This is a genomic window from Arenimonas composti TR7-09 = DSM 18010, assembly GCF_000426365.1.
GTDB classification, from domain to species: domain Bacteria; phylum Pseudomonadota; class Gammaproteobacteria; order Xanthomonadales; family Xanthomonadaceae; genus Arenimonas; species Arenimonas composti.
Window position 1 is genome coordinate 17,809 of the sequence record NZ_AUFF01000003.1, and the last position, 25,161, is coordinate 42,969.

General features: G+C 71.4%; 25 protein-coding genes. 14 read left to right on the forward strand and 11 right to left on the reverse strand.

Going from position 1 to position 25,161, the window contains the following annotated elements; all coding sequences use genetic code 11:
* Positions 1-97: 97 nt before the first annotated feature.
* Together K311_RS0106880 and K311_RS15830 are read right to left on the reverse strand one after the other, a co-directional pair.
* A complete protein-coding gene (locus K311_RS0106880) occupies positions 98-724 on the reverse strand; it encodes a TlpA family protein disulfide reductase (RefSeq protein ID WP_026816696.1) in 627 nt (208 codons plus the stop codon).
* Positions 721-2,001 carry a YihY family inner membrane protein gene (locus K311_RS15830; RefSeq protein WP_043797072.1) on the reverse strand — a complete coding sequence of 427 codons (1,281 nt, stop codon included), beginning with the start codon at positions 1,999-2,001 and terminating at the stop codon, positions 721-723. Before K311_RS15830 ends, K311_RS0106880 begins: the two co-directional genes overlap by 4 nt.
* 43 nt (positions 2,002-2,044) lie before the next feature.
* Between K311_RS15830 and wrbA the strand changes: the two genes are divergently transcribed.
* Genes wrbA through K311_RS0106900 form a run of 3 tightly spaced genes read left to right on the forward strand, consistent with a single transcriptional unit; the run spans position 2,045 to position 3,528 of the window.
* The gene (wrbA, locus tag K311_RS0106890) at positions 2,045-2,638 is read left to right on the forward strand and encodes an NAD(P)H:quinone oxidoreductase (RefSeq protein WP_026816697.1); all 594 of its coding nucleotides are present in this window, start codon (positions 2,045-2,047) and stop codon (positions 2,636-2,638) included.
* A complete protein-coding gene (locus tag K311_RS17595) occupies positions 2,635-3,000 on the forward strand; it encodes a DUF2069 domain-containing protein (RefSeq protein ID WP_051239689.1) in 366 nt (121 codons plus the stop codon). Before wrbA ends, K311_RS17595 begins: the two co-directional genes overlap by 4 nt.
* A gap of 39 nt (positions 3,001-3,039) precedes the next feature.
* Positions 3,040-3,528, forward strand: a complete 489-nt coding sequence (locus K311_RS0106900) for an asparaginase domain-containing protein (RefSeq protein WP_026816698.1) — start codon at positions 3,040-3,042, stop codon at positions 3,526-3,528.
* A 198-nt stretch (positions 3,529-3,726) separates the two neighbouring features.
* On the opposite strand, the gene K311_RS17600 is transcribed toward K311_RS0106900, so the two are convergent.
* From K311_RS17600 to K311_RS15850, 3 genes are all read right to left on the reverse strand, one after another.
* Entirely contained in the window at positions 3,727-5,988 is a 2,262-nt protein-coding gene (locus K311_RS17600; protein ID WP_161627310.1) for a S8 family serine peptidase, read from the reverse strand.
* Positions 5,989-6,368: 380 nt separating this feature from the next.
* Positions 6,369-7,760 carry a di-heme oxidoreductase family protein gene (locus K311_RS0106910; RefSeq protein ID WP_051239693.1) on the reverse strand — a complete coding sequence of 464 codons (1,392 nt, stop codon included), beginning with the start codon at positions 7,758-7,760 and terminating at the stop codon, positions 6,369-6,371.
* Between the two features lies 1 nt (position 7,761).
* Positions 7,762-9,024 carry an imelysin family protein gene (locus K311_RS15850; protein ID WP_051239695.1) on the reverse strand — a complete coding sequence of 421 codons (1,263 nt, stop codon included), beginning with the start codon at positions 9,022-9,024 and terminating at the stop codon, positions 7,762-7,764.
* Positions 9,025-9,096: 72 nt separating this feature from the next.
* Here K311_RS15850 and K311_RS0106920 point away from each other — a divergent pair, with 72 nt between their 5' ends.
* Positions 9,097-9,762 (forward strand): Fe2+-dependent dioxygenase, encoded by a 666-nt coding sequence (locus K311_RS0106920; RefSeq protein WP_043797073.1) that lies wholly within the window; start codon positions 9,097-9,099, stop codon positions 9,760-9,762.
* Positions 9,763-9,939: 177 nt separating this feature from the next.
* Here K311_RS0106920 and sufT read toward each other — a convergent pair whose 3' ends face one another.
* Entirely contained in the window at positions 9,940-10,494 is a 555-nt protein-coding gene (gene sufT, locus K311_RS0106925; RefSeq protein WP_043797074.1) for a putative Fe-S cluster assembly protein SufT, read from the reverse strand.
* A gap of 59 nt (positions 10,495-10,553) precedes the next feature.
* Here sufT and K311_RS15855 point away from each other — a divergent pair, with 59 nt between their 5' ends.
* Positions 10,554-10,985, forward strand: a complete 432-nt coding sequence (locus K311_RS15855) for a hypothetical protein (RefSeq protein WP_154659485.1) — start codon at positions 10,554-10,556, stop codon at positions 10,983-10,985.
* A 150-nt stretch (positions 10,986-11,135) separates the two neighbouring features.
* On the opposite strand, the gene K311_RS0106935 is transcribed toward K311_RS15855, so the two are convergent.
* Together K311_RS0106935 and K311_RS0106940 are read right to left on the reverse strand one after the other, a co-directional pair.
* Entirely contained in the window at positions 11,136-12,557 is a 1,422-nt protein-coding gene (locus tag K311_RS0106935) for an NAD(P)(+) transhydrogenase (Re/Si-specific) subunit beta (protein WP_026816702.1), read from the reverse strand.
* Positions 12,554-12,847 carry an NAD(P) transhydrogenase subunit alpha part 2 gene (locus K311_RS0106940; RefSeq protein ID WP_026816703.1) on the reverse strand — a complete coding sequence of 98 codons (294 nt, stop codon included), beginning with the start codon at positions 12,845-12,847 and terminating at the stop codon, positions 12,554-12,556. The genes K311_RS0106935 and K311_RS0106940 overlap by 4 nt, the downstream gene beginning before the upstream one ends.
* Before the next feature lie 111 nt (positions 12,848-12,958).
* On the opposite strand from K311_RS0106940, the gene K311_RS0106945 reads away from it, so the two are divergent.
* From K311_RS0106945 to K311_RS15860, 3 genes are read left to right on the forward strand one after another with little or no spacing between them, the layout of a single operon-like run.
* Positions 12,959-13,507, forward strand: coding sequence for an RNA polymerase sigma factor (locus tag K311_RS0106945; RefSeq protein ID WP_026816704.1), 549 nt, complete (start codon positions 12,959-12,961; stop codon positions 13,505-13,507).
* Complete coding sequence (locus K311_RS0106950) at positions 13,504-13,866, forward strand: hypothetical protein (protein WP_026816705.1); 363 nt, start codon at positions 13,504-13,506, stop codon at positions 13,864-13,866. The genes K311_RS0106945 and K311_RS0106950 overlap by 4 nt, the downstream gene beginning before the upstream one ends.
* Positions 13,866-14,468, forward strand: a complete 603-nt coding sequence (locus K311_RS15860; protein WP_051239700.1) for a DUF3106 domain-containing protein — start codon at positions 13,866-13,868, stop codon at positions 14,466-14,468. The genes K311_RS0106950 and K311_RS15860 overlap by 1 nt, the downstream gene beginning before the upstream one ends.
* A 28-nt stretch (positions 14,469-14,496) precedes the next feature.
* Here the strand turns inward: K311_RS15860 and K311_RS15865 are convergent, their stop codons facing one another.
* Together K311_RS15865 and K311_RS15870 are read right to left on the reverse strand one after the other, a co-directional pair.
* Positions 14,497-15,606 carry an NAD(P) transhydrogenase subunit alpha gene (locus K311_RS15865; RefSeq protein ID WP_051239702.1) on the reverse strand — a complete coding sequence of 370 codons (1,110 nt, stop codon included), beginning with the start codon at positions 15,604-15,606 and terminating at the stop codon, positions 14,497-14,499.
* 94 nt (positions 15,607-15,700) lie between these two features.
* A complete protein-coding gene (locus tag K311_RS15870) occupies positions 15,701-18,058 on the reverse strand; it encodes a DUF1631 domain-containing protein (RefSeq protein WP_051239705.1) in 2,358 nt (785 codons plus the stop codon).
* A 132-nt stretch (positions 18,059-18,190) separates the two neighbouring features.
* Between K311_RS15870 and K311_RS0106970 the strand changes: the two genes are divergently transcribed.
* Genes K311_RS0106970 through K311_RS0106980 form a run of 3 tightly spaced genes read left to right on the forward strand, consistent with a single transcriptional unit; the run spans position 18,191 to position 20,203 of the window.
* On the forward strand, positions 18,191-18,757 hold the full coding sequence (locus K311_RS0106970; protein WP_026816706.1) for a nitroreductase family protein: 567 nt from the start codon (positions 18,191-18,193) through the stop codon (positions 18,755-18,757).
* Complete coding sequence (locus K311_RS15875) at positions 18,757-19,638, forward strand: 5'-3' exonuclease (protein WP_051239707.1); 882 nt, start codon at positions 18,757-18,759, stop codon at positions 19,636-19,638. Before K311_RS0106970 ends, K311_RS15875 begins: the two co-directional genes overlap by 1 nt.
* A 10-nt stretch (positions 19,639-19,648) precedes the next feature.
* Complete coding sequence (locus K311_RS0106980; protein WP_026816707.1) at positions 19,649-20,203, forward strand: NUDIX hydrolase; 555 nt, start codon at positions 19,649-19,651, stop codon at positions 20,201-20,203.
* Positions 20,204-20,209: 6 nt separating this feature from the next.
* Here the strand turns inward: K311_RS0106980 and pip are convergent, their stop codons facing one another.
* Entirely contained in the window at positions 20,210-21,151 is a 942-nt protein-coding gene (gene pip / locus K311_RS0106985; RefSeq protein ID WP_026816708.1) for a prolyl aminopeptidase, read from the reverse strand.
* A 109-nt stretch (positions 21,152-21,260) separates the two neighbouring features.
* Between pip and K311_RS0106990 the strand changes: the two genes are divergently transcribed.
* The 3 genes from K311_RS0106990 (at position 21,261) to dxs (ending at position 25,088) form a co-directional block, all read left to right on the forward strand.
* Positions 21,261-21,911: an HNH endonuclease gene (locus tag K311_RS0106990; RefSeq protein ID WP_026816709.1), complete on the forward strand. Its 651-nt coding sequence runs from the start codon at positions 21,261-21,263 to the stop codon at positions 21,909-21,911.
* A 78-nt stretch (positions 21,912-21,989) separates the two neighbouring features.
* The gene (locus K311_RS18755; RefSeq protein ID WP_051239710.1) at positions 21,990-23,102 is read left to right on the forward strand and encodes a hypothetical protein; all 1,113 of its coding nucleotides are present in this window, start codon (positions 21,990-21,992) and stop codon (positions 23,100-23,102) included.
* An 87-nt stretch (positions 23,103-23,189) separates the two neighbouring features.
* Complete coding sequence (gene dxs / locus K311_RS0107000; protein ID WP_026816710.1) at positions 23,190-25,088, forward strand: 1-deoxy-D-xylulose-5-phosphate synthase; 1,899 nt, start codon at positions 23,190-23,192, stop codon at positions 25,086-25,088.
* Positions 25,089-25,161 lie beyond the last annotated feature (73 nt).

Sequence of the window (25,161 nt, forward strand, 5' to 3'; positions counted from 1 at the left end):
GATCCGGGATGGGTCGGCGCCATCCTAGCGGCGGCCCGGCATGCGCCGGAACGTTCCGGCGCGGTTCGCGCACGTTCCGGCGCGCGGCCGGAGGCGCTCAGGGCGCGGGGCCGTCGATGACGGCGGCGAGGTCGTCCGAGGTGACCGGCCCGAGGAACTTCTTCGCGACCGCGCCGTCCGGCCCGACCAGCACCGTCAGCGGCAGCCCGCGCGGCGTGTCGAAGTCGGCGGGTGGCGCGTAGACGTCGACCAGCGCGATCGGATAGCCGGCCGGGTGTTCGACGAGGAACTCGCGCATCGCTTCCGGCTCGATCTCCTCGTAGGCCAGGCCGATCACGCGCACGTCGTCGCGGGCGGCGTCGAAGGCGCTCAGGTCCGGGATCTCCTTCAGGCAGGGCTTGCACCAGGTCGCCCAGAAGTTCACCACGACCCATTTCCCGCGCTGCTCGGCGAGGTCGAAACAGCCGTCGTCGAGGGTCTCGACCGCCAGTCGCGGGTGGGTCGGCTTGCCGTCGTCGCCGGTCGCGGAGGCGTCGCCGCCCACCGCGCAGCCGCCCGCATCGGCGCCGGCGGCGGCGGCGTCGGCGGGGGACGCGGTTGCGGCAACCGCCGGTTCCGTGCCGGCGGGGAGCGGCGCGGCGCTCTCGTCGGCGGCTTGCTCGGACGACGGCGAGCACGCGGCCAGCAGCGCGGACAGCAGGAAGGCGGTGAGCGGACGGTTCATCGGTTCGGGAGTTCCGGATGGGGAAGGAAGAAGCTGCCGACGGTGCGCGCCAGCGGGTCCTGCAGCGGCAGGCGCAGGAACTCCAGCGCCGCGGTGGCCTCGCGGCCGATCGGGTCGTCGTGGCCGGGCAGTTCGAGATCGCCGCCGGGGATGCGCAGGTGCAGGCGCTCGTGCAGTTCGCCGAAGGTCACCGCGGCGAGGTCGCGGCTGAGCAGCCAGGCCCCGTCCTCGGCGCGGCGGACGATGTTGAGCTCGGACAGGCCGCCGAGCATGCGCTGCAGCAGGTCGTCGGTCAGCATCGGCTCGAGCGCCTGCATTTCCGCCAGGTGCAGGCCCCGGCCGTCGCGGCGGGCGTGGTTCAGGCGGCCGAGCAGGCGCAGGTAACCGTAGAGTTCGTTGCCCGGCGGCAGCCGCAGTGCCCGCGGCTGGTAGCGGAAGGCCGACAGCGAGGCCGCGAGGCTGGCGCCGAGCAGCACGACCACCCAGCTGACGTAGATCCACAGCAGGAAGATCGGGACGACCGCGATGTCCTTGTAGAGCTGCTGGTAGGTCGGCACGGTCAGCAGATAGGCCGCGAAGCCGCGCTTGGCCGCTTCGAACAGCAGGGTCGCGAACAGGCCACCGAGGATCGCGAAGCGGAACGGCACCCGCCGGTGCGGGATCAGCAGGTAGGCGGTCGTGAACATCGCCAGTTCGACGAGGTTCGGCAGCAGCTGCAGCAGCCGCTGCGTCCAGCTCAGCTGCTCGACGCCCGACAGCAGCGGCAGCGCGAACACGTACGAGGTCATCGCCAGGCTGCCGAGCGCCAGCACCGTGCCCAGCGTCAGCAGCGCCCAGTACATCAGGAAGCGCATCAGCCGCGGCCGCGGCGTCGGCACCCGCCAGATGCGGTTGAAGGTGCCCTCGATGCTCCACATCGTCACCAGCAGCGAGACGATCAGCGCGGTGACGCCGGTCGCCGTCAGGCCGCCGCGGGCGCTGTCGCCGGCGCCGAGCAGGTAGTCCTCGACGGTGCGCGCGGCGCTCGGCACGAAGTTCGAGAAGATGAAGCCGGTGAGCTTCAGGCTCCACTCGTCGAAGGCCGGGAACGCGGCGATCACCGCGAACACCACCATCGTCAGCGGCACCAGCGCGAAGACGGTCGTGTAGGCGAGCGCGCCCGCGGCCTCGAAGCAGCGGTCGTCGACGAAGCGCGTCCACAGGAAACGGGCGAACTCGCGCACGTGTTCGCGGTCGATGCGATGCCACCAGCGGCGCAGGACGAGGATCGGATCCATCGTCCGAAGGTTAGCGCAAAGGCCCGCCCGGCTATCATGGGCCATGGCCGACATCCTGATCCTGTACTACAGCCGCGGCGGTTCGGTCGCGCAGCTCGCCCGTCACGTCGCCCGCGGCGTCGAGGAGGTCGAGGGCATGCGCGCGCGCCTGCGCACGGTGCCGCCGGTGGCGCCGGTCACCGCGACGGCGGCGCCGCCGGTGCCCGACGAGGGCGCGCCCTACGTCGGCAAGGCGGACCTGCGCGACTGCGCCGGCCTCGCGCTCGGCAGCCCGACCCGCTTCGGCAACATGGCGGCGCCGCTGAAGCACTTCATCGACACGCTCGGCGCCGAATGGGCTTCCGGCAGCCTGGTCGGCAAGCCGGCGGCGGCCTTCACCTCGACCGCGACGATGCACGGCGGCCAGGAATCGACCCTGCTGACGATGCTCGTGCCGCTTCTGCACCACGGCATGGTCGTGCTCGGCATCCCCTTCACCGAGAGCGCGCTGAACACCACCGCCACCGGCGGCACGCCCTACGGCGCCAGCCACGTCGCCGGCGCCGACGACGACCGCCCGCTGAGCGACGACGAGAAGGCGCTGGCGCGCGCGCTCGGCCGCCGGCTCGCGGAAACGGCGCGGAAGCTGTCGGCGTGAGCCGTGCCAGGCGCATCACCGCCGCGGCGATCCTCGCGCTCTTCGCGCTGCAGTGGGCGTGGCACGGCTGGCTGGCGCCGCCGCGCACGGTGGCCCCGTGGCTGCTCGCGGCGGGGTTCGCGCTGCCGGTGCTGCCGGCGGTGGTGCTGGTACTGCGCCGCAATCCGCGCGCCGGCTTCTGGGGGGCGGTCGCCGCCCTGCCCTACTTCTGCCACGGCGTGATGCTGGCCTGGGTGGATCCGGACGTGCGGCTGCTGGCGCTGGCCGAGGGCGCCCTCGCCGCGGTGATCGTCGTCGGCGCCAGCTGGGACGGCATGCGCGCCCGCTTCCGGCGCCGGCCGCCGCCGGCGCCCGGCCTATAATCCGCGCCGCGCGACGCGCGCGGGACCAGCGAGGAACCCATGGACGAACTGCTGATCGTCACCACCGGCGGCACCATCGACAAGGTGTATTTCGACGACAAGTCCGATTACCAGGTCGGCGAGCCGCAGATCGGCCGCATCCTGCAGGAGCTCGGCGTCGCCTTCCGCTTCACGGTGATCCCGATCCTGCGCAAGGACAGCCTGCACGTCACCGCCGAGGACCGCGAACTGATGCGCGCGACGATCGCCGCGCAGCCGACCCGGCATGTGCTGGTCACCCACGGCACCGACACGATGGTCGAGACCGCGAAGGTGCTCGCGACGATTCCCGACAAGACCATCGTGCTGACCGGTGCGCTGAACCCGGCCCGCTTCCGCGGCTCCGACGCCGAATTCAACATCGGCACCGCCGTCGGCGCGGTGCAGTCGCAACCCGGCGGCGTCTGGATCGCGATGAACGGCCGGGTGTGGGATCCGGCGCGCGTGCGCAAGAACGTCGCGGCGAACCGGTTCGAAGCCCTCGGCTGAAGGCGAGAAACGAGAAACGAGGAACGAGCGTAGGAGCGGCTTCAGCCGCGATCACTCACCACTCGCGCGCGAAGCACCCCCGCGCCCCAAGCGCGGCCGCCACTCGTTTCTCGTTCCTCGTTTCTCGTTTCTCATAGTCAAAAAAGAAGGGGCCCGGCTTGCGCCGGGCCCCCGAAGTGCACATCGAAGCGGCAATCGTCAGAAAGTGATGGACCAGCTGTTGATGTAGCCGGTGTCACCGTTCGCGTTGTCGTTCACCCGCAGCCGCCAGGTGCCGTTGAGGGCCTCGCTGGACAAGTTGACCGTGTACGTCTTCACGATGTTGTCGGTGCTGCCGCCGCTGCGGTTGTGCAGGTTGTAGACCGAGCCGTCCGGTGCCACCAGGTCGACCTTCAGGTCGCCGATGTACGTGTGGACGATGTTCACCGCCACCGAGGTGTTCGACGGCGCGTTGCCGCTGCGCCCCGACACCGTGATCGGGCTCTCGACCGTCGCGTTGTTGTTGATCGCGTAGTCGCCGGTGTTGGTGTAGGTCTGCGGGCTGCCGCCACCGCCGCCGGCGGTGTAGTTGCCGACCAGGCTGACGCCGGAGAAGCTCGTGTAGGCCTTCACGCGGACGTGGTAGGTGCCCGCCGACGGCGCCGCGATCGTGCAGGTCTCGGCATTGCCGCTGAGGTACGGACGGCAGACATAGCTGCTGTCGGTCGGCTGCGAACCGAACCGCACGTACAGGTCGGCATCTCCGGTACCGCCCGACATCTGGAACGTCAGGTTGGTGGAGCCGGCCGGGACGACCATCGTGTAGTACAGCGAGTTGCCGGTGCTGGCCGACAGGCCGGTGACCGCGACGCCCTTGGTCAGCACGCTGCCGCCGCCGGCGGCGGTGACCGTGACCGACTTGCTGACGCTGTGGCTGGCGCCGTTGTTGTCGGTGACCGTCAAGGTGACGTTGTAGGTGCCGGCCGCCGAATAGGTCTTGCTCGGATTGGCCGCCGTCGAGGTGGTGCCGTCGCCGAAGTTCCAGCTGCGCGAGGCGATGCTGCCGTCGCTGTCGCTGGAGCCGTCGGTGAAGTTCACCGTCAGGCCGCTGCTCGCGAACGTGAAGTTCGCCACCGGCGGGGTGTTGCCGGTGCCGCCACCGCCGGCGGCGACGACCGCCGCGTACGCATCGATGATGCCGGCGCCGCAGCCGCCCGAGCACGCGCCCGACAGCGGATAGGCGGTCGACTTCAGCATCGACTCGACCTGGGCCGGCGTCAGCAGCGGCAGGCCGAGCGCGAGGCGGCGGCTCTGCATCAGCGCGACCGTACCGGCGACGTGCGGCGCCGCCATCGAGGTGCCGTTGTAGGACACGTAGTTCTCGGTGGTCGGGCCGTTGGTGCCGGCATTGAGGGTCGACAGGATGTTCGAGCCCGGCGCCGAGACGTCGATCAGGCTGCCGTAGTTCGAGAAGCTCGAACGCGCGGACGCCGAGGTGACCGAGGCGACGTTGATCACGTTGTTGCAGCTCGCCGGCGAGAAGCCGGAGGCGTTGGCGTTGTCGTTGCCGGCGGCGACGACCACGGTGGTGCCGCGGCCGACGGCGCCGTTGATCGCGTTCTGCGTCAGCGTGTCGCAGGAACCGCTGCCGCCCAGCGACATGTTGATGACCTTCGCGACGTTGGCCGAGGACAGCGAGGGCACGCCGGAGACGGTGCCACCGGACGCCCACACGATCGCGTCGGCGATGTCGGAGGTGTAGCCGCCGCCCTTGCCGAGCACGCGCACCGGCATGACCCTGGCGCCCCACGCGGTACCGGCGACGCCCTTGCCGTTGTTCGTCACCGCGGCGACGGTGCCCGCGACGTGCGTGCCGTGCCAGCTGGACGGATAGCCGCCGTAGGCGTCGCCCGGATCGGCCGGGTTGTTGTCGCGGCCGTTGCCGTCACCGGCGACCGAGGCGTCGTTGATGAAGTCGTAGCCGGCGACGATGTTCGCGCCGAGGTCGGAGTGGGTGACGTAGCCGGTGTCGAGCACCGCGACGATCACGCCGGCGCCGTTCGCGATATCCCAGGCCTGGGTCGCGCGGATGCCGGCGTCGGCATCGGTATAGCCCCACTGCTGGCTGAAGTTGGTGTCGTTCGGCGTGAACGCCGGCCGCATCAGGCGGTCGACCTGCACGAACTCGACGTTCGGATGGCTGGCGATCTGCTGCATCAGCGCGATCGCATCGGCGCGGCTGAGACCGCGCGAGGTGCGGATCACGTCGGCGCCCATCGACATGCGGCGCAGATGGCTGGCGGTCACCGGCGAGGCGGCGTTGCCGCCACGCTGGGCGACACCGCCCTGGATCAGCTGGTTGGCCCGCACCGACGCCGCGTCGAGCGCGCGCTGCAGGTTGGCCGGGCTGGACTGTTCGGGCGTGCCGTCGCGGTACTTCACGACGAAGCGGTCGTAGAGCTGACCGTTCTCCAGGCCCATGGTGCCGACCTGCCCGGCCGCGAGGGCGGACGTGCTGGCGAGGGCCAGCGTGGTGGCGGCGACGAGCGAACGCATGCGGATCTTGCGACTGTGCTTGCTCACGTTGATTGGATCCCCGAAATTGGATGGCGATGAGGGCCGCGATGCGGCCACGTGCGCTTCCATGCCCCGGGTCCCCTGGGCAAAAAGACCCCCCGCGCCGGCCTTGTGGCCGCAGTCTTCGTAGCGGGGAATTTCGCACCACCCGGATGTGTGATGCAGTTCTCGTCTGCACGACACCGGCCGGACGCTAGCGTGCCGAAAGTCACGGTGTCAACGGCGGAAAACGCTTCCCGGATAAAGATTTCCGGAAGGCTTCGTGAAGGCCCGTTAGCGCTTCGCTACAGGCTTTCGAGGAACGACAGCAGGGCTGCACGCTCTTCGCCGGAAAGCTGCTGGAATCGCTGCTGCGCCGCAGCGGATTCACCGCCGTGCCAGAGGATCGCTTCCTCGAGCGAACGGGCGCGGCCGTCGTGCAGATAGAAGCTGTGGCCGTTCGTGGTGGGCACGAGACCGAGGCCCCACAGCGGCGCCGTGCGCCATTCGCTGCCACTGGCCGCGAAGTCGGGACGGCCGTCGGCGAGCCCCTCGCCCATGTCGTGCAGCAGCAGATCGGTGTACGGCATGAAGGCCTGGCCGGCGACATGGTGCGGGACCGCGTCTTCGCTCGTGCGCTGCAGCGGCACATGGCACGCGGCGCAGCCGATGCGCGCGAACAGCTGCTCGCCGCGTGCGTTCTTCCCGGCGTCACCGCTTCGCCGTGCCGGTACCGCCAGCACCTGCATGTAGAACACCAGCTTGTCGAGGTGGGCATCGCGCAGGTCGGGCGCATCGCCACGCATGGCGGCCGCGCAGGCGTCCTGGCCGGCACCGCAGTTCTCGTCGGGGAAGATCCGGCTGCTCAGGCCCATGTCGCCGTGCGCGGCGGCGGCCGATTGCGCCAGCACCGTCGCCGCATTCGCCTTCCAGCCGAAGCGTCCGGGTTCGATGCGTCCGCTCACCGGGTTCCAGACCCGGTTCGCGCGTCCGGAGATGCCGTCGCCGTCGCGGTCGTCGGGATCCTCGCGCGCCAGGATGTCGGCCTCGGGGATCGCTTCCAGCAGACCCATGCCCGGCATCGCCGGCGCGACGCGGGGCGAGATCAGCAGCGTGCCCGGATCGCCGTAAGCGAAGTCCTCGAGGTGCACGTCGGGTGCGCGCAGCGAATACGGGGTGCCGTCGGGATAGGTGCCGGGGACTTCGCGCCACGCGATGCGCACGCGGGCTTCCGCCGGCACGCCGGGAATGCCGCGGTCGCTGATCTGGTCGCCGTAGGTCGGATGCGGCCGCGGTCCGCCATGTTCGTCGACACCCGGAACGCTGACGCGCACCAGCATCGACAGCAGTTCGTCCTCGCCCTCGACCGGCGGCCGGCCGCGGCCGTCGCGCAGATGGCAGCCCGAACACGACACCCGGTTGAACAGCGGGCCGAGGCCGTCGAAGGCGTCGACCGAACCCGGCGCGACCGCCCAGTTCGTGTTGAAGATGCGATTGCCGAAATTGAAGTCGCGCAGTTCCTGCGGCGTCAGGTTCGGCGCCGGTCGGGTGAAGGCCTCGCGGTTGTCGAGCGCGCGCGTCAGCGCACCGCCGGCCGGCACGACGATGCCGTCGTCGGCGCTGCCGACCGCGGCGAGGCCGAGGCCGGCCGCGAGCAGCAGGCCGGCGAGCGGCCCGGTTGGCGACCGCGGATTCATTTCAGACGCCGGAAACCAGGACGAGGACGCCGAGCGCCGCGCCGGCATCGCGCAGGCCGGCGCCGAGTTCCTGCAGCGCGCTCACCGCGGCCTCGCCGCGCGCGCGCGCCTCGCTGCCTTCGGGACTGACGAGCATCGAATCGAAGGGATCGGGCAGCGCGGCGACCGCCGCTTCCGCCTGCGCGAAGCGGGCATCGAGTTCGTCCGCCAGCGCCGGGCGCACGCGGCGCAGTACCGGCGCCAGGCCCTGGCCCTGCGCATGGCCGTACCAGGCGCGGCGCACGCCTTCGAGCCCGTGCACGAAATCCTGCTTCGTGGTGTCGCTGAAACAGCTCTGCTCGTCTTCCTGCGAGCCGGAATCGAGCGCGACCGCGAGCCGCTCCGACGCGAGTTCGTGGCCGGCGAGGTTCGCGGCGCCGGTGAGGATCCGGCCGATCGCCTCGTGCTGTTCGAGCGCGAGGAACCAGCGCGCGTAGCCGTCCTCGCGCGCCGGATCCCACTGCGCCTGCAGCCAGTCGAGGTCGTCGATCAGCTGGTCGGCGAGCAGCAGCAGATAGGTGCTGCGGCGGTCACGCGCCGGGTCGCCGGGCGCGAAGTCGCTCGCCGGCCGGTCGCCGGGGCCGTCCGGGTCCTGGTCCTGGCCCCACAGCAGGAACTCCAGCGCGTGCCAGCCGGTGGTGACGTCGGCCTCGTCGCTGACCTGGTCGTTGGCGAGGATGGTCCCGCGGGTCAGCGGGACGTCGAAGGCGTGCACCAGGCCGGCATCGGGGTCGCCTTCGACCGCGTCGATCACCGCCTCGTTCAGCGGCCAGGCATTGATGCGGCCTTCCGGCCCGGCCGGGCGTTCCGCCGTTTCCGGGCCGTCGATCGGCCCGTCGTAATAGCGGAAGGCCTCGGTGCGCAGATAAGGCTGGCGGGCCTCGATCCAGGCGGAGCGGGCGGCCGCGAGCCGCTCGGCGTCCGGGGCCGCCAGCAGGGCTTCGAGCGCGCTACGCATCCGCCGCGCGGCGTCGGCGGCTTCGCCGTAGGCGGCATGGGCGCCGGCGGCGTAATCACGGATCGCGGTATCGGCGGCGTAGACCGGGTCGACCTCGGCGTCGAGCAGCAGCCGGTACTGCGACGGCACCTCGCCGGCTTCGCCACCCTCGCCGCCTTCGCCGCCCTCGCCGCCATCGGCGACCGCCGCCATCGAGGCGACGGCCAGCGGCAGGCCGACCGCCAGCGGGGCACCGAGACGGGTCCAGAGTTTCAGGCGCGGGGTCATGGCGATCCGGGCAGCAGGGGGATGCCGCTATTATCGGCGTTCCCGCCCTTCCTGCAAATCATTCTCAACAAGATGCTGTGCATCGCCGACCTGCTCGACGCCGCCGCCTGCGCGCGGATCCGCACCGCCTTCGCCAGCCTGCCGGCCGTCGACGGCGCCGCCACCGCCGGTTGGGCCGCGCGCGCGGCAAAGCGCAACCGCCAGTTGGACGGACGCGACCCTGGGGTCGCCGCGCTCGCCGGCGAGATCGCCGCCGCGGTCGCCGCGCACCCCCTCGTGCGCCGTTACGCACGTCCGGCGCGGCTGTCGACGCCCCTGCTCAGCGCCTATGCCGGCGGCGAGACTTACGGCCTGCATGTCGACGACGCCCTGATGGGCGAGCCGCCCCTGCGCACCGACCTGGCCTGGACGCTGTTCCTCGCCGGGCCCGTTGCTTACGAAGGCGGCGAACTGGTACTGGATTCGCACAGCGGCGAGACGCCGGTGAAACTGCCGGCCGGCGCGCTGGTGCTCTACGACTGCGGTGCCCTGCACCGGGTGGCGCCGGTGACCTCGGGCGAACGCCTGGCCGCGGTCGGCTGGATCCAGAGCCGCCTGCGCGATCCGCGCCAGCGCGAGCTGCTGTTCACCCTCGACGAGGCCCGTCGCAGCCTGCACGCCCGCGACGGCGACAGCACCGAGTTCCTGCAGCTCAGCCAGGTGCATTCCCAGCTGCTGCGGCTCTGGGCGGAGGTCTAGATCGTAGTTCGTAGTTCGTACGAGGTAGTTCGTAGTCGTCGCGCTCGTGGCGACGCGACTGCGTCACATCGGCGCGGTGACCGCAGCTCGCGCCTCGGCCGCCGGCAAGTTCCAACGCAGTGTCGTCGCTGCCGCAGCGACGACTACGAACTACCTCGTACGAACCACGAACTGCTTTCAGAACATGCCGGTCTCGAGGCGCGCGGCGTCGGACATCATCGACTGGTTCCACGGCGGGTCGAATACCAGTTCGACGTCGGCCTCGACGATCGTCGGCACCGCCTCGACCTTGCTGCGCACGTCCTCGACCAGGATGTCGCCCATGCCGCAGCCGGGCGCGGTGAGGGTCATCCGGATCGCCACGGTGCGTTCGCCCTCGGCGTTGCGCCCGAGGTCGCAGTCGTAGACGAGGCCGAGTTCGACGATGTTCACCGGGATCTCGGGGTCGAAGCAGGTGCGCAGCTGGTCCCAGACCAGCTTCTCGACCTCGGCGTCGCCGGCGCCCTCGGGCAGTACCAGCGGTGGCGGCGGCGACCTGCCGATCGCGTCGGCGTCGGCACCGGCGATCCGGAACAGGTTGCCGTCGACGAACACCGTGAAGGAACCGCCCAGCGCCTGGGTGATGTAGCCACTGGTGCCGGCCGGCAGGGTGACCTGCTCGCCCTGCGGCACCATCACCGCCGGGCAGTCGCGTTCGAACCGGACCGGCTCGCTGGTACGGGAATAACTCACGGGATGGCCGCCTGCCTGCAAAGACGGCTATTTTACCCCGCCCTCCGCTCGCGATCCGCATGCCTTCTTCGCAACCCTCCCGCCCGTCCGCCTGGGTGCTGCCGGCCTTCGCGCTGCCGGTCGCCGTGCTCGGCGCCGCCGCGCTGTGGCTGGGCCTGCGCCTGGTCCTGCGCGGACCCGGCGTCGGCTGGTGCGTCTGGGTGGCGCCGCTGATCGCGCTGGACGTGGCCTTCATGCTCCGCCTCGCCGCCGCCCCGGCCGGCCGCCTGCGCGCCGGTCTCGCCGTCCTCGGCACCGCCGCGGCGATCGCCTTCGGCTACTGGACCGTGGTCGCCGCCGAGATGGCCGCCCTGATCGGTCTCACCATCCCGGAATCGATCCAGCGCCTCGGCCCGTCGCTGTTCTGGACCCTGGTCGAGCGGGGCACGTCGGCGTGGGAGATGGCGCTGGTGGTGACGGCCCTGCCGCTGGCGTGGTGGCTCGCGCGGTAGGGCGAGCAACGAGAAACGAGGAACGAGAAACGAGTGACGGCCCGCGCGCCTTGCGGGCGAAGAGCGAGTGGAGTGGCCCCGCGCCGGGAGCCGGATAGCGGCTGAAGCCGCGCCTACTCGTTTCTCGTTCCTCGTTTCTCGTTCCTCGCCTCAGTGCCCGTCGACCGCCTTGAGCTCCGACACCAGCTGCCCCACTGCCGCCGCCGCGTCGCCGTAGAGCATGCGGGTGTTGTCGGCGTAGAACAGCGCATTCTCGATGCCGGCGAAGCCGGTGCCCTTGCCGCGCTTGATCACGACGGTGTTCTTCGAGGCGACGACGTCGAGGATCGGCATGCCGTAGATCGGCGAGGCCGGGTCGGTCTTCGCGACCGGGTTCACGACGTCGTTGGCGCCGATCACCAGCGACACGTCGGTGGTCGGGAACTCCGGATTGATGTCGTCCATGTCGGCGATCAGGTCGTAGGGCACCCCGGCCTCGGCGAGCAGTACGTTCATGTGTCCCGGCATGCGCCCTGCGACCGGATGGATCGCGAACTTCACCTTCACGCCGCGCTTGAGCAGCACCTGCGTGAGTTCCCAGACCTTGTGCTGTGCCTGCGCGACCGCGAGGCCGTAACCCGGCACGATCACGACGCGCTCGGCGTAGGCCATCATCGCGGCGACATCGCCGGCCTCGATGGGCTTCTGCGCGCCGCTGATCTCGGCCGCCTGCCCGCTGGCGCCGAAGCTGCCGAACAGAACGCTGGCGATCGAGCGGTTCATCGCCTTCGCCATCAGCTGCGTCAGCATCGTGCCGGCGGCGCCCACGACCATGCCGGCGATGATCAGCGCCTCGTTCTGCAGCACATAGCCTTCGAAGCTCACCGCCAGCCCGGTCAGCGCGTTGTAAAGCGAGATCACGACCGGCATGTCGGCGCCGCCGATCGGCAGCGTCATCAGCACGCCGACCGCCAGCGCGGCGACGAAGAAGCCGATGATCGCCGGCTGGTCCAGCCCCCAGACCACCAGCGCGCCGAGCACCAGCGCGGCGACGAACACCAGTGCGTTGAAGGCCTGCTGCCCGGGGAACACGAATCGCTTGTCCATGCGCCCGTCGAGCTTGGCCCAGGCGATCACCGAGCCGGTCAGCGAGATCGAGCCGATCAGGGCGCCGACCACCGCCAGCACCAACGCCGTCGTCGGGATGCCGGCCGCAGCCGCGCCGTCGACCGGGAACGGGCCGGCGTGGGTGGCCGCCGAGAACTTCAGCAGCTCGACCGCGCCGATCGCCGCCGCCGAACCGCCACCGAGGCCGTTGTACAGCGCCACCATCTGCGGCATGTCGGTCATCGCGACCCGCTTGCCCGACCACCAGGCGACCACGGTGCCCAGCACCACCGCCGCCAGGATCAGCGGGATGTTGTGCATGTCGGGCAGGAAGAAGGTCGCGACGGTGGCGACCAGCATGCCGGCACCGGCCCAGCGGATTCCGCTGGCCGCCGTCTTCGGCGAGGCCATGCGCTTGATGCCGAGGATGAACAGCAGGGCCGCGACGAAATAGCTGGCCTTCACCAGCAACGGCAGCCAGCTCATGCGCCGCCCTCCTTCTGCGAGGGCTTGAACATCTCGAGCATGCGCTCGGTCACCACGTAGCCGCCGGCCGCATTGCCGGCGCCCATCAGCACCGCCAGGAAGCCGATCACCTTCTCGAGCGGGGTGTCGGCGTGACCCAGCACGACCATCGCACCGATCATCACGATGCCGTGCACGAAATTGGAACCCGACATCAGCGGCGTATGCAGGATCACCGGCACCCGGCCGATGATCTCGTAGCCGGTGAAGGCGGCGAGCATGAAGATGTACAGCGCGACGAAGCCGTCCATGTCCCCTCCCCGCGCGGACGCGCGCCGTTCATTCTTACCACGGCCCCACGGTCAACCACGAGGCCTTCCGTGCGTTAATGCCTGCATGTCCGCCCCATCCGCCAGCGCGTGATGCCGTTCGACGCCGCTCCCGTCGAAACCCCGGTCGACCTCGACGGCTTCCTTGCCTCGGTCGAGAAGCGTGCCTTCCGCATGGCCGAGCTCGCCCTCGGCCACCGCGAGGACGCGCTCGACGCGGTGCAGGAGGCGATGATCAAGCTGGTCGGCTACCGCGCGCGGCCGCCGGCGGAATGGACGCCGCTGTTCTGGAGCATCCTGCGCCGGCAGATCACCGACCGGCACCGCCGCAACACCGTGCGCCGCCGCGTCTTCGCGGTCCTCGGCCGCGACGACGAGGACGGCCCCGATCCGCTGGAGACCCTGCCGGATCCCGGCCGCGACCCGGCCGCGCGCCAGGAGGACGCCGCCGCCTGGTCCGCCCTCGGCGCGGCGGTACGCCGGCTGCCGCGGCGGCAGCGCGAGGCCTACCTGCTGCGCGAGCTGCAGGGCCTGGGCGTGGCCGAGACGGCGCAGGCGATGGGCTGTTCGGAAGGCTCGGTGAAGACGCACCTGTCGCGGGCGATGGCCGCCCTGCGCACGCAACTGGAGGATTGGCGATGAGCCACGATCTCGATGCCGGCCCGCGCCGCGCCCGCGAGCTTTTTTCGCGCGCCGCCGAGGGCCTGGATCACGGCATGGCGTTCCGGCTTCGCCGCGCCCGTGCCCAGGCGCAGCAGGCGCCGGCGCGCGCGTCGCGTTTCGCGGTGCTGGTGCCGGCCGGAGTCGCCGCCGCGGCGGCGCTGGCGCTGGTGCTCACCTGGTGGGTCCCGGCCGGGGAACGGCCGCCGACGGCGGTCGACCTGGCCGCGACGCCGATCGAGGAACCGCAGGACATCGACGCGCTGATGGCCGGCGACGACGACCTGGCGATGTACGCGTGGCTCGCGGACGCGCCGGTGGCGACCGGGAGGCTGCGCTGATGCGCGCCGGCGGGCTCGTCGCACTGGCTGCCACGCTGTTCCTGGCCGGGCTGGCAGGCGCCGCGGCCGCGGTCGCCTCCCCGCCGCGGCCGGCGGTCGAGGCGGCGGCGCCGGCACGCACGCAGGGTGTGCGCCACGACGACGATCCGCGCCAGGAGGAACCGGCGCCGGGCCATCGCCGCCGCCACCGGATGGCGCACGGCCTCGACTTCCCGACGCCGGTGCCGGCCGGCGTCGTCGTGCCGCGCTGGGACGAGCTAGACGCCGAGCGTCAGCGCCAGCTCGAGCACCTGCGCGAGACCTGGGACCAGCTTCCGGCCTCGCGCCGGGCCCTCGCCCTGGAGCGCATCGAACGGCATGCCCGCTGGCGGGCGCTGTCGCCGGAAGAGCGCGAACGCCTGCGCGAAGGCGCCCGCAATTTCCATGACCTGTCGCCGGAGCTGCGCGAGAAGATGCGTACCAGCTTCCACGTGGTCAACGCCCTACCCGCCCCCGAGCGCGAACACCTGCTCGCGCGCTGGCGGGCGATGGACCCGCAGCAGCGGCGGGCGTGGCTGGAGGCGGGCGGGCCCGGCATCGCACCGGAACCCGGCGGCGACTGAGCCGCAGGCGGCGCCGGAGCGACGGCGGCTACTTCTGCGGTTCCGGGGCGACGCCGTCGCGCACCAGGCAGGTCTTCGCGATCAGCTCGTCGTCCCAGTCGAGGTTCAATGCGCCGTCCTTCAGCGACAACGCCAGGAAGTTGTGCACGTTGCGTGCGTACATCTCGCTGGCGTGCACGGCGCCCTGGCTGGCGAGGTTCAGCGGCCCGGCGATCGTGACGCCGTTGCCGCTCTCGAAGGTCTCGCCGGGCCGGGTCAGCTCGCAGTTGCCGCCGGTCTCGGCGGCGAGGTCGACGATCACGCTGCCGGGCTTCATGCCGGCCACCATCGCCGCGCTGACGATCTTCGGCGCCGGCCGTCCCGGCACCGCCGCAGTGGTCACGATCACGTCGATGTTGCGCAGGTGTTCGCCGAGGCGGCGCTGCTGCTCGGCGCGCTCCTCGTCGGTCAGCGGGCGCGCATAGCCGCCCTCGCCGACCGCGCTGACGCCGAGGTCGAGGAACTTGCCACCCAGCGACTCGATCTGCTCGCGCGTCTCCGGGCGCACGTCGAAGCCCTCGACCTGGGCGCCGAGCCGGCGCGCGGTGGCGATCGCCTGCAGTCCGGCGACGCCGGCACCCACGATCAGCACCTTCGACGGGCGGATGGTGCCCGCCGCCGTGGTCAGCATCGGGAAATAGCGCGGCGCCAGCTGGGCGGCGATCAGCACCGCCTTGTAGCCGGCCATGCCGGCCTGCGAGGACAGCACGTCCATCGCCTGTGCCCGCGTCGTGCGCGGCAGGCGCTCGAGCGAGAACGCGGTCAGTCCCGCGGCCGCCAGCGCCGGCAGCCGCCCGGGATCGGCATGCGGTGCCAGCAGGCCGATCACGACGGCACCGCGCTTCAGGCGTGCGAGGCGGGCGTTGTCGGGGGGCTGCACGCAGACCAGCACGTCGGCTTCGGCCAGCGCGGCGTCGCCATCGCCGGCGAACCCGACGCCGGCATAGGCGTCGTCGGGAAAGTACGAGGCGGCACCGGCGCCGCGTTCGAGTACGATCCGCGCGCCGAGCGCGGCGAGCTTCTTCGCGGTTTCCGGCGTCAGCGCGACCCGGCGTTCGCCGGCGGCGGTCTCACGGATCGACACGATGCTGACCGGCATGCGACGCGACTCCCCCACGTGGATGTCCCGATGCTACCGGAAGCAAAACGGGCGCGGCCAGCCGCGCCCGTTCGGGGAACCGGAACGGCCCCCTTCAGCCGACGTCGTTGCGCAGCTTGCCCATGACCCGGTGCAGGACCTGGTCGAAGACGTTTTCCTGCTCGCGGATCAGCAGGTTGCCCTCGCGCTTCATCGCCGCCAGTTCCTCGATCGAGGCGACCAGCACGCGCACGCCGCGGCGGTTGACGAACATCAGCCGCGACGAAATCGGGCTGACCCACGACAGCTTCACCGGGTGGTGCTTGCCGTCTTCGCCGGCGATGTGGATCCAGGTGCCGATCTTGAGTTCGCGCAGCTGCTGCACGTCCTCTTCGTCGACCTCGATCTCGGCCTTGCCGCCGACCACTTCGAGCTTGGGCTTGAGCAGCTCCGCCGCCGCGGCGACGGCCGGGCTGCGGCGGTCCGGCATCGTGACGACGTTGGCCGCATCGACGATCGCCGGCGCGGCGACCTCGACCGGGGCCGGGGCCTGGCCCCTGGCGAGGTCCTCGAGGCTGTCCGAAATCGCGCGCACCACGTCGTGGGCGGCATCGCCGGTGATGCCGGAGCTGGCCAGCACGGTCTCGATCGGCTCGCGCAGGGCGACCAGCGCCTTGCCCGGCGACTGCGCCTGCTCACCCTCGCGCGGCAGCAGCGACAGCAGGCGGTCGGCGACGGTCAGCGCCGACTGCCAGGCAGCGCCGTCGGGACCTTCGCGCAGGGCGATCATCGAAAGGTGGTGGGTCCAGCAGCGGCCGAGGAAGTCCTCGATCACCGGCGTCGGCTTCAGGCCCTGGGTGCGCTGCTCGAGCTCCTTCGCGGCGAGTACGCGCGCCTGCTCCAGCCGCTCCTGGCCACGCTGGGCCTCGGCGGCGCGGCGCTCGGCGAGCTCGACGCGGCGGCGATGCTGGTCGAGGAACGCGCGCAGCTCCTGCTCGAGCGTCTCGAAGATCGCGATGTCTTCGTTGAACTCGGCGATCAGGCGGTCGACCGTGGCCTCGGCCTTCTGCAGCAGCTCGCGCTCCTGCGGGCCTTCGCCGCGGTTGCCTTCGACCGCCTCGGCCAGCGAGTTCAGCAGGCGCCGCGCCGGATGGGTCTTGTAGAGGAACAGCCGGCGGTCCATCACCGCCGCCTTCACGAACGGCACGACCAGGCGCGAGATCAGGTCGCGGGCGGCCTGCTGGAAGTCGCGTTCGTCGAACATCACGTCGAACAGCATGCCGACCAGATCGACCGCGTCCTGGTCTTCCTGGCTGATCGTGACCTTGTCCGGCGGCAGCCCGATGCGGGTGGCTCCCCGCACCAGCTCGGTCTTCAGCAGCGCGGCGAGCGAGGCCTCCGGCTGGTTCATCGCATGCGTGACCGCCTCCGGCACGCTGTTCTGCATCAGCGACAGCACCGACATCATTTCTTCGGTCGCCAGCGGCCGGCCGCCGGGATTGCCGACGAAACCGCCCCGGCCACCGCCGGCGGCGCCACCTGCACCGGCACCGGCACCGCCACCGGCGCTGCCATCGGGGCGGTACTGGTGCAGCAGCTGGACGAGCGCATCGAAAACCGCGCGGTCTTCCGGGCTCGGTGGGCCCGACAGCGGAGCCGCACCGCCATAGGCCCCCGCCGCGCCGCCGTAGGCACCGCCGGCGAAACCGCCGTGGGCGGCGCCGGCATGTCCCGGATGCTCGGATGCGGGTCCGGCGGGCAAGTCGGCGCCCGCCGTGGCCGCGGCCGCACCCGGGGCCGGCGGGCGCACCACCTGCCGCGGCGGAACCACCGGGTTGATGCCGGCGGCGGCCAGGCGGCCGTTGACGTCGACCAGCAGGTCGCGCAGGTCGTGGATCAGTTCGCGCTCGTAGTACTTGAACAGCACCATCCGCACGTCCGGCGGCACGTCGACGCCGACATGGGCGTGGCGGATGGCATTCGCCAGGCTGTGCGCGCTGAGCGGATTGCGCTCCGGATCCATGCGCTCCATGCCGAACATCTTGGCCAGGCGCGCCGCGAGTTCGTCGAGCGGCGTGCCGTGGATGCGCTGCACCGCCTCGGCGATCAGGTTCGTGGCGAGCTGCTGCTCGAGCTCGCTCTCCTCGACCAGGGTCAGTTCGGAAAGGTCGGGAGCCTGCTCGCCGCCTTCCGGCTGCACGCGCCGCTCGAGGCCGGCGAAGGCGGCGGCGATGTATTCGCCGAAGCCGCGTTCGATCGGCGCGCGCGAGGTGCGCAGCGCGCGCATCGCATGCAGGTAGGGCGAGCCGTCCGGCACGCCGTCCTTCTTGGCAAGGTCGAACAGCCAGTCGTCGGCGCGTGCGAAGACCCGGGCCAGCACCGCCTGCAGGTGCTCGGTACTGCGGCGACGGATGCCCGGCAGCAGGTCACGGGAGGTGCGGGGATCGGCGTTCTGCACTGTCGCTTCGCTCATGGCTGGGGCACGTCCGGGGGGGAGTACGCGCTATGGCGGAGTTTGCCCCCACTCTGCCACAGAGTTCTGTGACTGCCTTCCCATAATCCGTCGGGCGGAGCGGGAGAAGGCGTGAATGGTAGGCTGAGCGCCATGAACGGACTCGATTTCCTGCACCGGAGGCGCTCGGTGCCCGCGCGGCTACTCGGCGAGCCAGGCCCCTCCCGCGAACAGCTTGCCGCAATCCTGGGCGCCGCGGTGCGCGTGCCCGACCACGGCAAGCTCGCACCCTGGCGTTTCCTGCGGATCACCGGCCCCGACCGCGCGACCCTCGGCGAGCTGCTCGCCGCCCGCGCGCTGGAGCGTGATCCGGCGGCGCCGCCGGCGGTGATCGACAAGGACCGCGGCCGCTTCTCGCAGGCGCCGCTGGTGCTCGTCGTGATCGCCCGCCTGAGCCCCGGACACAAGGTGCCGGAACAGGAGCAGCTGCTGTCCGGCGGCGCCGTCTGCTTCGCCGTGCTGCAGGCAGCCCAGGCGCTGGGCTTCGGCGCGCAATGGCTGACCGGCTGGGCGGCCTACGATCCGGTGATCAGCGCCCGCCTCGGCCTCGGCGCCGACGAGCGCGTGCTCGGCTTCATCCATATCGGCACCCCGGCCGGCGAGGCGCCCGAACGGCCCCGCCCCGACCCTGCGGCGCTGCTCTCCGACTGGTCGCCCTGATGCCCGGCCCGGTCCACCTGGTCGACGCCAGTCTGTACGTGTTCCGGGCCTGGCATTCGATGCCGCCGGACTTCACCTGCCGGGACGGCTGGCCGGTGAACGCCGTGCACGGCTTCACCCGCTTCCTGCTCGAGTTGCTGGAACGGCAGCGGCCGGAACGGATCGCAGTCGCCTTCGACGAATCGCTCGACAGCAATTTCCGCAACGAGCTCTACCCGGCCTACAAGGCGAACCGCGAGCCGGCGCCGGAAGAGCTCAAGCGCCAGTTCGCGCACTGCCAGGCGGTCTGCCGGGCGCTCGGCCTGACCGTGCTCGCGAACCCGCGCTACGAAGCCGACGACCTGATCGGCGCCGCCCTCGATCAGGTGCGCCGGGCCGGCTGCAGCGGCGTGATCGTGTCCGCCGACAAGGACCTGTCGCAGCTGCTCGACGGCGACGACGAGCAGTGGGACTACGCGCGCGGCGACCGCTGGCGCGCCGACGGCGTCAAGGCGCGCTACGGCGTGCATGCGCACCAGGTCGCCGACTTCCTCGGCCTGACCGGCGACGCGATCGACAACATCCCCGGCGTGCCCGGCATCGGCGCCAAGACGGCGGCGGTGCTGCTGGCCCATTTCGGCAGCCTCGACGCCTTGCTCGAGCGCCTGCGCGAAGTGCCCTACCTGCGCCTGCGCGGCGGCGCCCAGCATGCCGCCCGGCTGCAGCAGCACCGCGAGATCGCCCTGCTTTCGCGGCAGCTGGCGACGATCGACCGCGCCGCGCCGCTGCCCGGGGACTTCGGCGAGGGCGAACGCCGGTCGACCGACCCGGCGGCGCTGGAAGGGCTGTGCGAACACCTGCGCTTCGGCCCGATGAGCCGGCGCCGCATGCTGGCAATCTGAGGACGCAGCGATGGCCCACGACGACACCGAGACCCTCTGCGAAGGCCGCTGGCTGCGCCTGCAGCGGCGCGGGCACTGGGAATACGCCGAGCGCATCCGCGGCGGCTCGGCGGTGATCGTCATCGCCCTGACTCCGGAGCGGAAACTGCTGTTCGTCGAGCAGTTCCGGGTTCCGCTGGGGGCGCCGACGATCGAGATGCCGGCCGGCCTGATCGGCGACCACGACGATGCCGACACCGCCGAGGCCGCGGCCCGCCGCGAGCTGCTCGAGGAAACCGGCTGGGAAGCCGCGCACATCGAGATCCTGCTGACCGGCCCGACCAGCGCCGGCCTGAGCAACGAGGAGATCACCTTCGCCCGCGCCACCGGCCTGCGCCGCGTGCACGCCGGCGGCGGCGTCGACGGCGAGGACATCACCGTGCACGAGGTCCCGCTGGCCGAGGCGCCGGCCTGGCTGGCCGCGAGGATGGCCGAGGGATTCCGCCTCGACGCCAAGCTGTGGGCGGGACTCTGGCTGGCCGAGCGCGCGCCCGATGGAAGCCCGGTGGAGCGTGGCGAGGACTAGTCCACCTTACCGGAACCCGTCGGTGGCGCGGATCAGGATGTCGGTGAGTTCGGGCTCGAAGGCCGAATGCCCGGACGTCGGGGCGATCTCCAGCTTCGCGTCCGGCCAGGCGCGCGCCAGGTCGGTGGCGTTCTGCACGGGGCACACCACATCGTAGCGGCCGTGGGCGATCACGCCCGGGATGCCCTTCAGGCGATGCGCATCGCGCAGCAGCTGATCGTCGACGTCGAAGAAGCCGCCGTGCACGAAGTAGTGGCATTCGATGCGGGCGAAGCTCAGTGCGAAATGCGCGTCCTCGTGGCTGCGGATGAAGGCCTCGTCCTGGTGCAGGAAGCTGGTGCTCGCTTCCCAGACCGACCAGGCCCGCGCCGCGGCCAGGCGCACCGCTTCGTCGGCCGAGGTCAGGCGGCGGTGATAGGCGCTCATCAGGTCGTGGCGCTCGGTTTCCGGAATCGCCTCGAGGTATTGCCGCCAGGCTTCCGGGAACAGGCGCGACGCGCCCTGCTGGTAGAACCACTCCAGCTCCCAGCGCCGCAGCATGAAGATGCCGCGCAGCACCAGCTCGCTGACCTGGCCCGGATGCGCCTCGGCATAGGCCAGCGCCAGGGTCGAGCCCCAGCTGCCGCCGAAGACCTGCCAGCGCTCGATGCCCAGGTGGCGGCGCAGCTTCTCGATGTCGGCGACCAGGTCCCAGGTGGTGTTGTCGACGAGGTCGGCATGCGGCGTCGAGCGCCCGGCACCGCGCTGGTCGAACAGGATGATCCGGTAGCGCGCCGGATCGTGGAAACGGCGCATGCGGGCGCCACAGCCGGCGCCGGGACCGCCGTGCAGCAGCACGACCGGCTTGCCCTGCGGATTGCCGCACTGTTCGTAATAGAGGCGGTGGCGGCCGTCGACGGCCAGCATGCCGCTGTCCCAGGGTTCGATGTCCGGATACAGCCCGCGCATGTGTCGCCCCTTCCGCTTCGTGGCCTGCGATCATAGCCCGGGCGGTGAAGGCGTTTCTTCGCGCGGTGCACGCTTGAACCGACATCGACATGGCGTATGCTCGCAGGCGATGCACACGCCAGCACACGCAGTCCTGGTGGGTTCCGGGCAGGAGGCCTCTCCCCCGGACGCGGTGGTTTCACTTCGCGAAGCGGCGATGCCGCGGGTGCTCTCCCTCGACGCGCACGGCCGCATCCTCGACTGGATGCACTGGCAGGACGCGGTCTGCCTGTACGTGCGCGACGCGGTCGCCTGGACCCTCGGCGAACCGTGCATGACCGTGCACGGCGGCATCAACCGGCTCAGCGGCCTGCAGAGCACCGTCGACCTGCATCCGATCGTCGCCGCCCGCGGCCGTGCCCAGGGCAAGGGCATCGATCCGACGCCGGCGCTGACCAACACCGCCCTGTTCGCCCGTGACGGCAACCTGTGCATGTACTGCGGTCACGAGTTCCGCCGCCAGGCCCTGACCCGCGACCACGTGGTGCCCGTCTCGCGCGGCGGTCGCGACATCTGGGAAAACGTCGTCGCCGCCTGCTGCGCCTGCAATTCGCGCAAGGGCGGACGCACCCCGCAGCAGGCCGGCATGCCGCTTCTGGCCGTGCCCTACCGGCCGAGCTGGGTCGAGCACCTGATCCTGTCGAACCGCAACATCCTCGCCGACCAGATGGCCTTCCTGAAGAACCACCTGCCGCGCCGCCCGCCCCGCCCCGCGCATTGACGGCCGCCCCGGCCGCGGCCGACACTGCGCCGCACTTCGCCCCGCCCCGCGCGGCCGGCGACCAGGGGAATCCAGAGAATGAGCACGACCAGCATCTGTTTCGCCGGCCTCTCGCGCGACGAGGAGGCCGAGATCATCACCCGTTTCAAGCAGGCCAATGCCCGGCTCGGCAACCGCTGGCTGGTGACGCCGGAAGTCGATGCCGCCGTGCTGGTCATCGACATGGATTCGATGTACGGCCAGATGAGCCTGATGAAGGCCCTGGGCACCGGCAAGACCCTCGTCGCCCTGACCGCGAGCGGCCGCGCCGACACCGACTTCGTGCTGCAGCGCCCGGTGAGCGCCGAGGCGATCGAGGAGCTGCTGCGCAGCATCGCGGCCGGCACCGATCCGCAGGCCGCGCGGGTGACCGCGGAAGTTCCCGCGGCGCCCGCAGCCGCCGTAGCGCCAGCGCCGGCGCCTGCTGCGGCGCCCGCTCCCGCTCCCACTCCGGAACCGGAACCGACCCCAGCGCCTGCACCGACGCCGGTCGCCGCCGAGCCCGCCGCGACCCCGGCCGCGGCGGCCGAACCGACTCCTGTTGCCGCCCCGGTGCCAGCTCCCGCGCCGGTCCCGGCTGCCGCCCCGCCGCCGCCGGACGAACTCCGACTTGCCGACCTGCTGCGTCCCGGCGTGTTGCCGGGGCCGGTGCTGATCCAGCTCGGCGACAACCCGCCGCTGCTGCTCGAGCCCGGCAGCCAGGTCTATTTCGCCGGCAGCGCGCTGAAGCCGCTGCTTCCCTATACGACCGCCGTGCTGCGCGAGCAGGACCTGAGCCCGGTCGCGGCGGCCGACCTGCCGGCGCAGGCGTCGCGGCTCGGCGCCAGCCAGCCCTTCGCCCGCCTCGCCTGGCTGTGCGCCCTCGGCGGCAGCGGCGGCGCCCTGCTTCCCGGCTACGGCCCGAACGACAGGTACAAGCTGCTCAAGTGGCCGCAGACCGAGCGCGAGTGGCCGAAGCACTTCCGCATCGCCACCGTGATGATGAAGGGGCCGGCGCTGCTGACCGAGATCGCCGAGCAGAGCGGCGTGCCCCTGGCCGAGGTGATCGAGTTCGTGAACGCCAGCCTCGCGGTCGGCGTCGCCGAGCCCGACGCCGGAGCGCCGCCGGCGCCCGAGCCGAAAGGTGGCCTGCTGGGGCGCTTCCGCCGCTGAGGTGATGACGGGGTGAGGCGTCGCCTTGCCCCGCCGGGCGGGGTACCGGACAATTCCGGGCTTGCCCTGTAGGCCCCGGTCTTCCCGATGGATTCCCAGCGCTACCCGCGCCTCTCCCGCATCGACTTCCCCGCCGACCTTCGGCAGTTCCCGGAAACGGAGCTGCCGGCCATCGCCGACGAACTCCGCGCCTGCCTGATCGAGAAGGTCAGCCAGAGCGGCGGCCATTTCGGCGCCGGCCTCGGCGTGATCGAGCTGACGGTGGCGCTGCATTACCTGTTCGACACCCCGCACGACCGCCTGGTCTGGGACGTCGGCCACCAGTGCTACCCGCACAAGATGCTGACCGGCCGCCGCGACACGATCCACACCGTGAAGCAGAAGGACGGCGTCGCGCCGTTCCCGAAGCGCGAGGAAAGCGAGTACGACACGCTCGGCGTCGGCCACAGCTCGACCTCGATCTCGGCGGCCCTGGGCATGGCGATCGCGCTGCAGGCGCGCGGCGACCACCGCAAGGTCGTCGCGGTGATCGGCGACGGCGCGATGACCGCCGGCATGGCCTTCGAGGCCCTGAACCACGGCGGCGGCATGGACCCCGAACCCGACGTGCTGGTCATCCTCAACGACAACCGGATGTCGATCTCGGAGAACGTCGGCGGCCTGACCCGCATGCTCGGCCGCGTGTCCGGCAGCCGCACGCTGAATGCGCTGCGCGAAGGCGGCAAGAAGCTGTTCGGCGACAAGCGCGGCCAGCCGGCGAAGTTCATGCGCCGCTGGGAAGAGCACTGGAAGGGCATGTTCGTGCCCTCGACGCTGTTCGAGGAAATGGGCTTCCACTACACCGGCCCGATCGACGGCCACGACCTGCCGACCCTGGTCGCGACGCTGAAGACGCTGAAGGGCCTGAAGGGTCCGCAGCTGCTGCACGTGATCACCACCAAGGGCAAGGGTTATGACCTCGCCGAAGGCGACCAGATCGAGTACCACGCGGTCGGCCCCTTCGATCCCGAGGTCGGCGTTGTGAAGAAGTCCGGCCCGGCGAAACCGACCTATACCCAGGTCTTCGGCGACTGGCTGTGCGACATGGCCGCCGCCGACACCAGGCTGCTCGGCATCACCCCGGCGATGCGCGAGGGTTCCGGGCTGGTGCGCTTCTCGAAGGAATACCCGGACCGCTATTTCGACGTCGCGATCGCCGAGCAGCACGCGGTGACGCTGGCCGCCGGCATGGCGATCGAGGGCGCCAAGCCCTGCGTGGCGATCTATTCGACCTTCCTGCAGCGCGCCTACGACCAGCTGATCCACGACGTCGCGCTGCAGAACCTCGACGTGCTGTTCGCGATCGACCGCGGCGGCGTCGTCGGCCCGGACGGCGCCACGCATGCCGGCAGCTTCGACCTGAGCTACCTGCGCTGCGTGCCGAACATGGTCGTGATGGCGCCGGCCGACGAGAACGAATGCCGGCAGATGCTCAGCACCGGCCACCAGTACGCCGGCCCGGCGGCGGTGCGCTATCCGCGCGGCACCGGTCCCGGCGTCGCGGTGCAGACGAACCTCGACACGCTGCCGATCGGCAAGGCCGAGGTCCGCCATCGCGGCGGGCCGATCGCCCTGCTCGCGTTCGGGGCGATGGTGCCGGCCGCCGAGAAGGTCGGCCGCGAGCTCGGCCTGACCGTCGTCAACATGCGCTTCGTCAAGCCGCTCGACCGCGCGCTGGTCCTCGAGCTGGCGCGTTCGCACGCCGGCTTCGTGACCCTCGAGGACAACGTCGTGATGGGTGGTGCCGGCAGCGGCGTCGCCGAGCTGCTCGCCGCCGAGGGCATCGTGCTGCCGGTCCAGCACCTGGGGCTGCCGGACCGCTACCAGGAGCACGCGAGCCGCGAGCAGGTGCTCGCCGATGCCGGCCTCGACGCCGACGGCATCCGCGCCGCCCTCCTCGAGCGCTGGCCGCAGCTCTCCGGTCCCACGCGCGCCATCTCCGGCTAGCGCGCGGCTGCGCACCGACCTCTCGCGTCGAACCTTGGCGGGATCGGGCTGCCGCCACGCAGGAATGCCCGCC

Excerpts from the sequence above, each read along its gene's own strand:
- K311_RS0106880 (WP_026816696.1), bottom strand. The coding sequence starts at position 724 with ATGAACCGTCCGCTCACCGCCTTCCTGCTGTCCGCGCTGCTGGCCGCG.
- K311_RS15830 (WP_043797072.1), bottom strand. The coding sequence starts at position 2,001 with ATGGATCCGATCCTCGTCCTGCGCCGCTGGTGGCATCGCATCGACCGC.
- wrbA (WP_026816697.1), top strand. The coding sequence starts at position 2,045 with ATGGCCGACATCCTGATCCTGTACTACAGCCGCGGCGGTTCGGTCGCG.
- K311_RS0106900 (WP_026816698.1), top strand. The coding sequence starts at position 3,040 with ATGGACGAACTGCTGATCGTCACCACCGGCGGCACCATCGACAAGGTG.
- K311_RS17600 (WP_161627310.1), bottom strand. The coding sequence starts at position 5,988 with ATGGGCCTGGAGAACGGTCAGCTCTACGACCGCTTCGTCGTGAAGTAC.
- K311_RS0106910 (WP_051239693.1), bottom strand. The coding sequence starts at position 7,760 with ATGAATCCGCGGTCGCCAACCGGGCCGCTCGCCGGCCTGCTGCTCGCG.
- K311_RS15850 (WP_051239695.1), bottom strand. The coding sequence starts at position 9,024 with ATGACCCCGCGCCTGAAACTCTGGACCCGTCTCGGTGCCCCGCTGGCG.
- K311_RS0106920 (WP_043797073.1), top strand. The coding sequence starts at position 9,097 with ATGCTGTGCATCGCCGACCTGCTCGACGCCGCCGCCTGCGCGCGGATC.
- K311_RS15855 (WP_154659485.1), top strand. The coding sequence starts at position 10,554 with ATGCCTTCTTCGCAACCCTCCCGCCCGTCCGCCTGGGTGCTGCCGGCC.
- K311_RS0106935 (WP_026816702.1), bottom strand. The coding sequence starts at position 12,557 with ATGAGCTGGCTGCCGTTGCTGGTGAAGGCCAGCTATTTCGTCGCGGCC.
- K311_RS0106940 (WP_026816703.1), bottom strand. The coding sequence starts at position 12,847 with ATGGACGGCTTCGTCGCGCTGTACATCTTCATGCTCGCCGCCTTCACC.
- K311_RS0106945 (WP_026816704.1), top strand. The coding sequence starts at position 12,959 with ATGCCGTTCGACGCCGCTCCCGTCGAAACCCCGGTCGACCTCGACGGC.
- K311_RS0106950 (WP_026816705.1), top strand. The coding sequence starts at position 13,504 with ATGAGCCACGATCTCGATGCCGGCCCGCGCCGCGCCCGCGAGCTTTTT.
- K311_RS15860 (WP_051239700.1), top strand. The coding sequence starts at position 13,866 with ATGCGCGCCGGCGGGCTCGTCGCACTGGCTGCCACGCTGTTCCTGGCC.
- K311_RS15865 (WP_051239702.1), bottom strand. The coding sequence starts at position 15,606 with ATGCCGGTCAGCATCGTGTCGATCCGTGAGACCGCCGCCGGCGAACGC.
- K311_RS15870 (WP_051239705.1), bottom strand. The coding sequence starts at position 18,058 with ATGAGCGAAGCGACAGTGCAGAACGCCGATCCCCGCACCTCCCGTGAC.
- K311_RS0106970 (WP_026816706.1), top strand. The coding sequence starts at position 18,191 with ATGAACGGACTCGATTTCCTGCACCGGAGGCGCTCGGTGCCCGCGCGG.
- K311_RS15875 (WP_051239707.1), top strand. The coding sequence starts at position 18,757 with ATGCCCGGCCCGGTCCACCTGGTCGACGCCAGTCTGTACGTGTTCCGG.
- K311_RS0106980 (WP_026816707.1), top strand. The coding sequence starts at position 19,649 with ATGGCCCACGACGACACCGAGACCCTCTGCGAAGGCCGCTGGCTGCGC.
- pip (WP_026816708.1), bottom strand. The coding sequence starts at position 21,151 with ATGCGCGGGCTGTATCCGGACATCGAACCCTGGGACAGCGGCATGCTG.
- K311_RS0106990 (WP_026816709.1), top strand. The coding sequence starts at position 21,261 with ATGCACACGCCAGCACACGCAGTCCTGGTGGGTTCCGGGCAGGAGGCC.
- K311_RS18755 (WP_051239710.1), top strand. The coding sequence starts at position 21,990 with ATGAGCACGACCAGCATCTGTTTCGCCGGCCTCTCGCGCGACGAGGAG.
- dxs (WP_026816710.1), top strand. The coding sequence starts at position 23,190 with ATGGATTCCCAGCGCTACCCGCGCCTCTCCCGCATCGACTTCCCCGCC.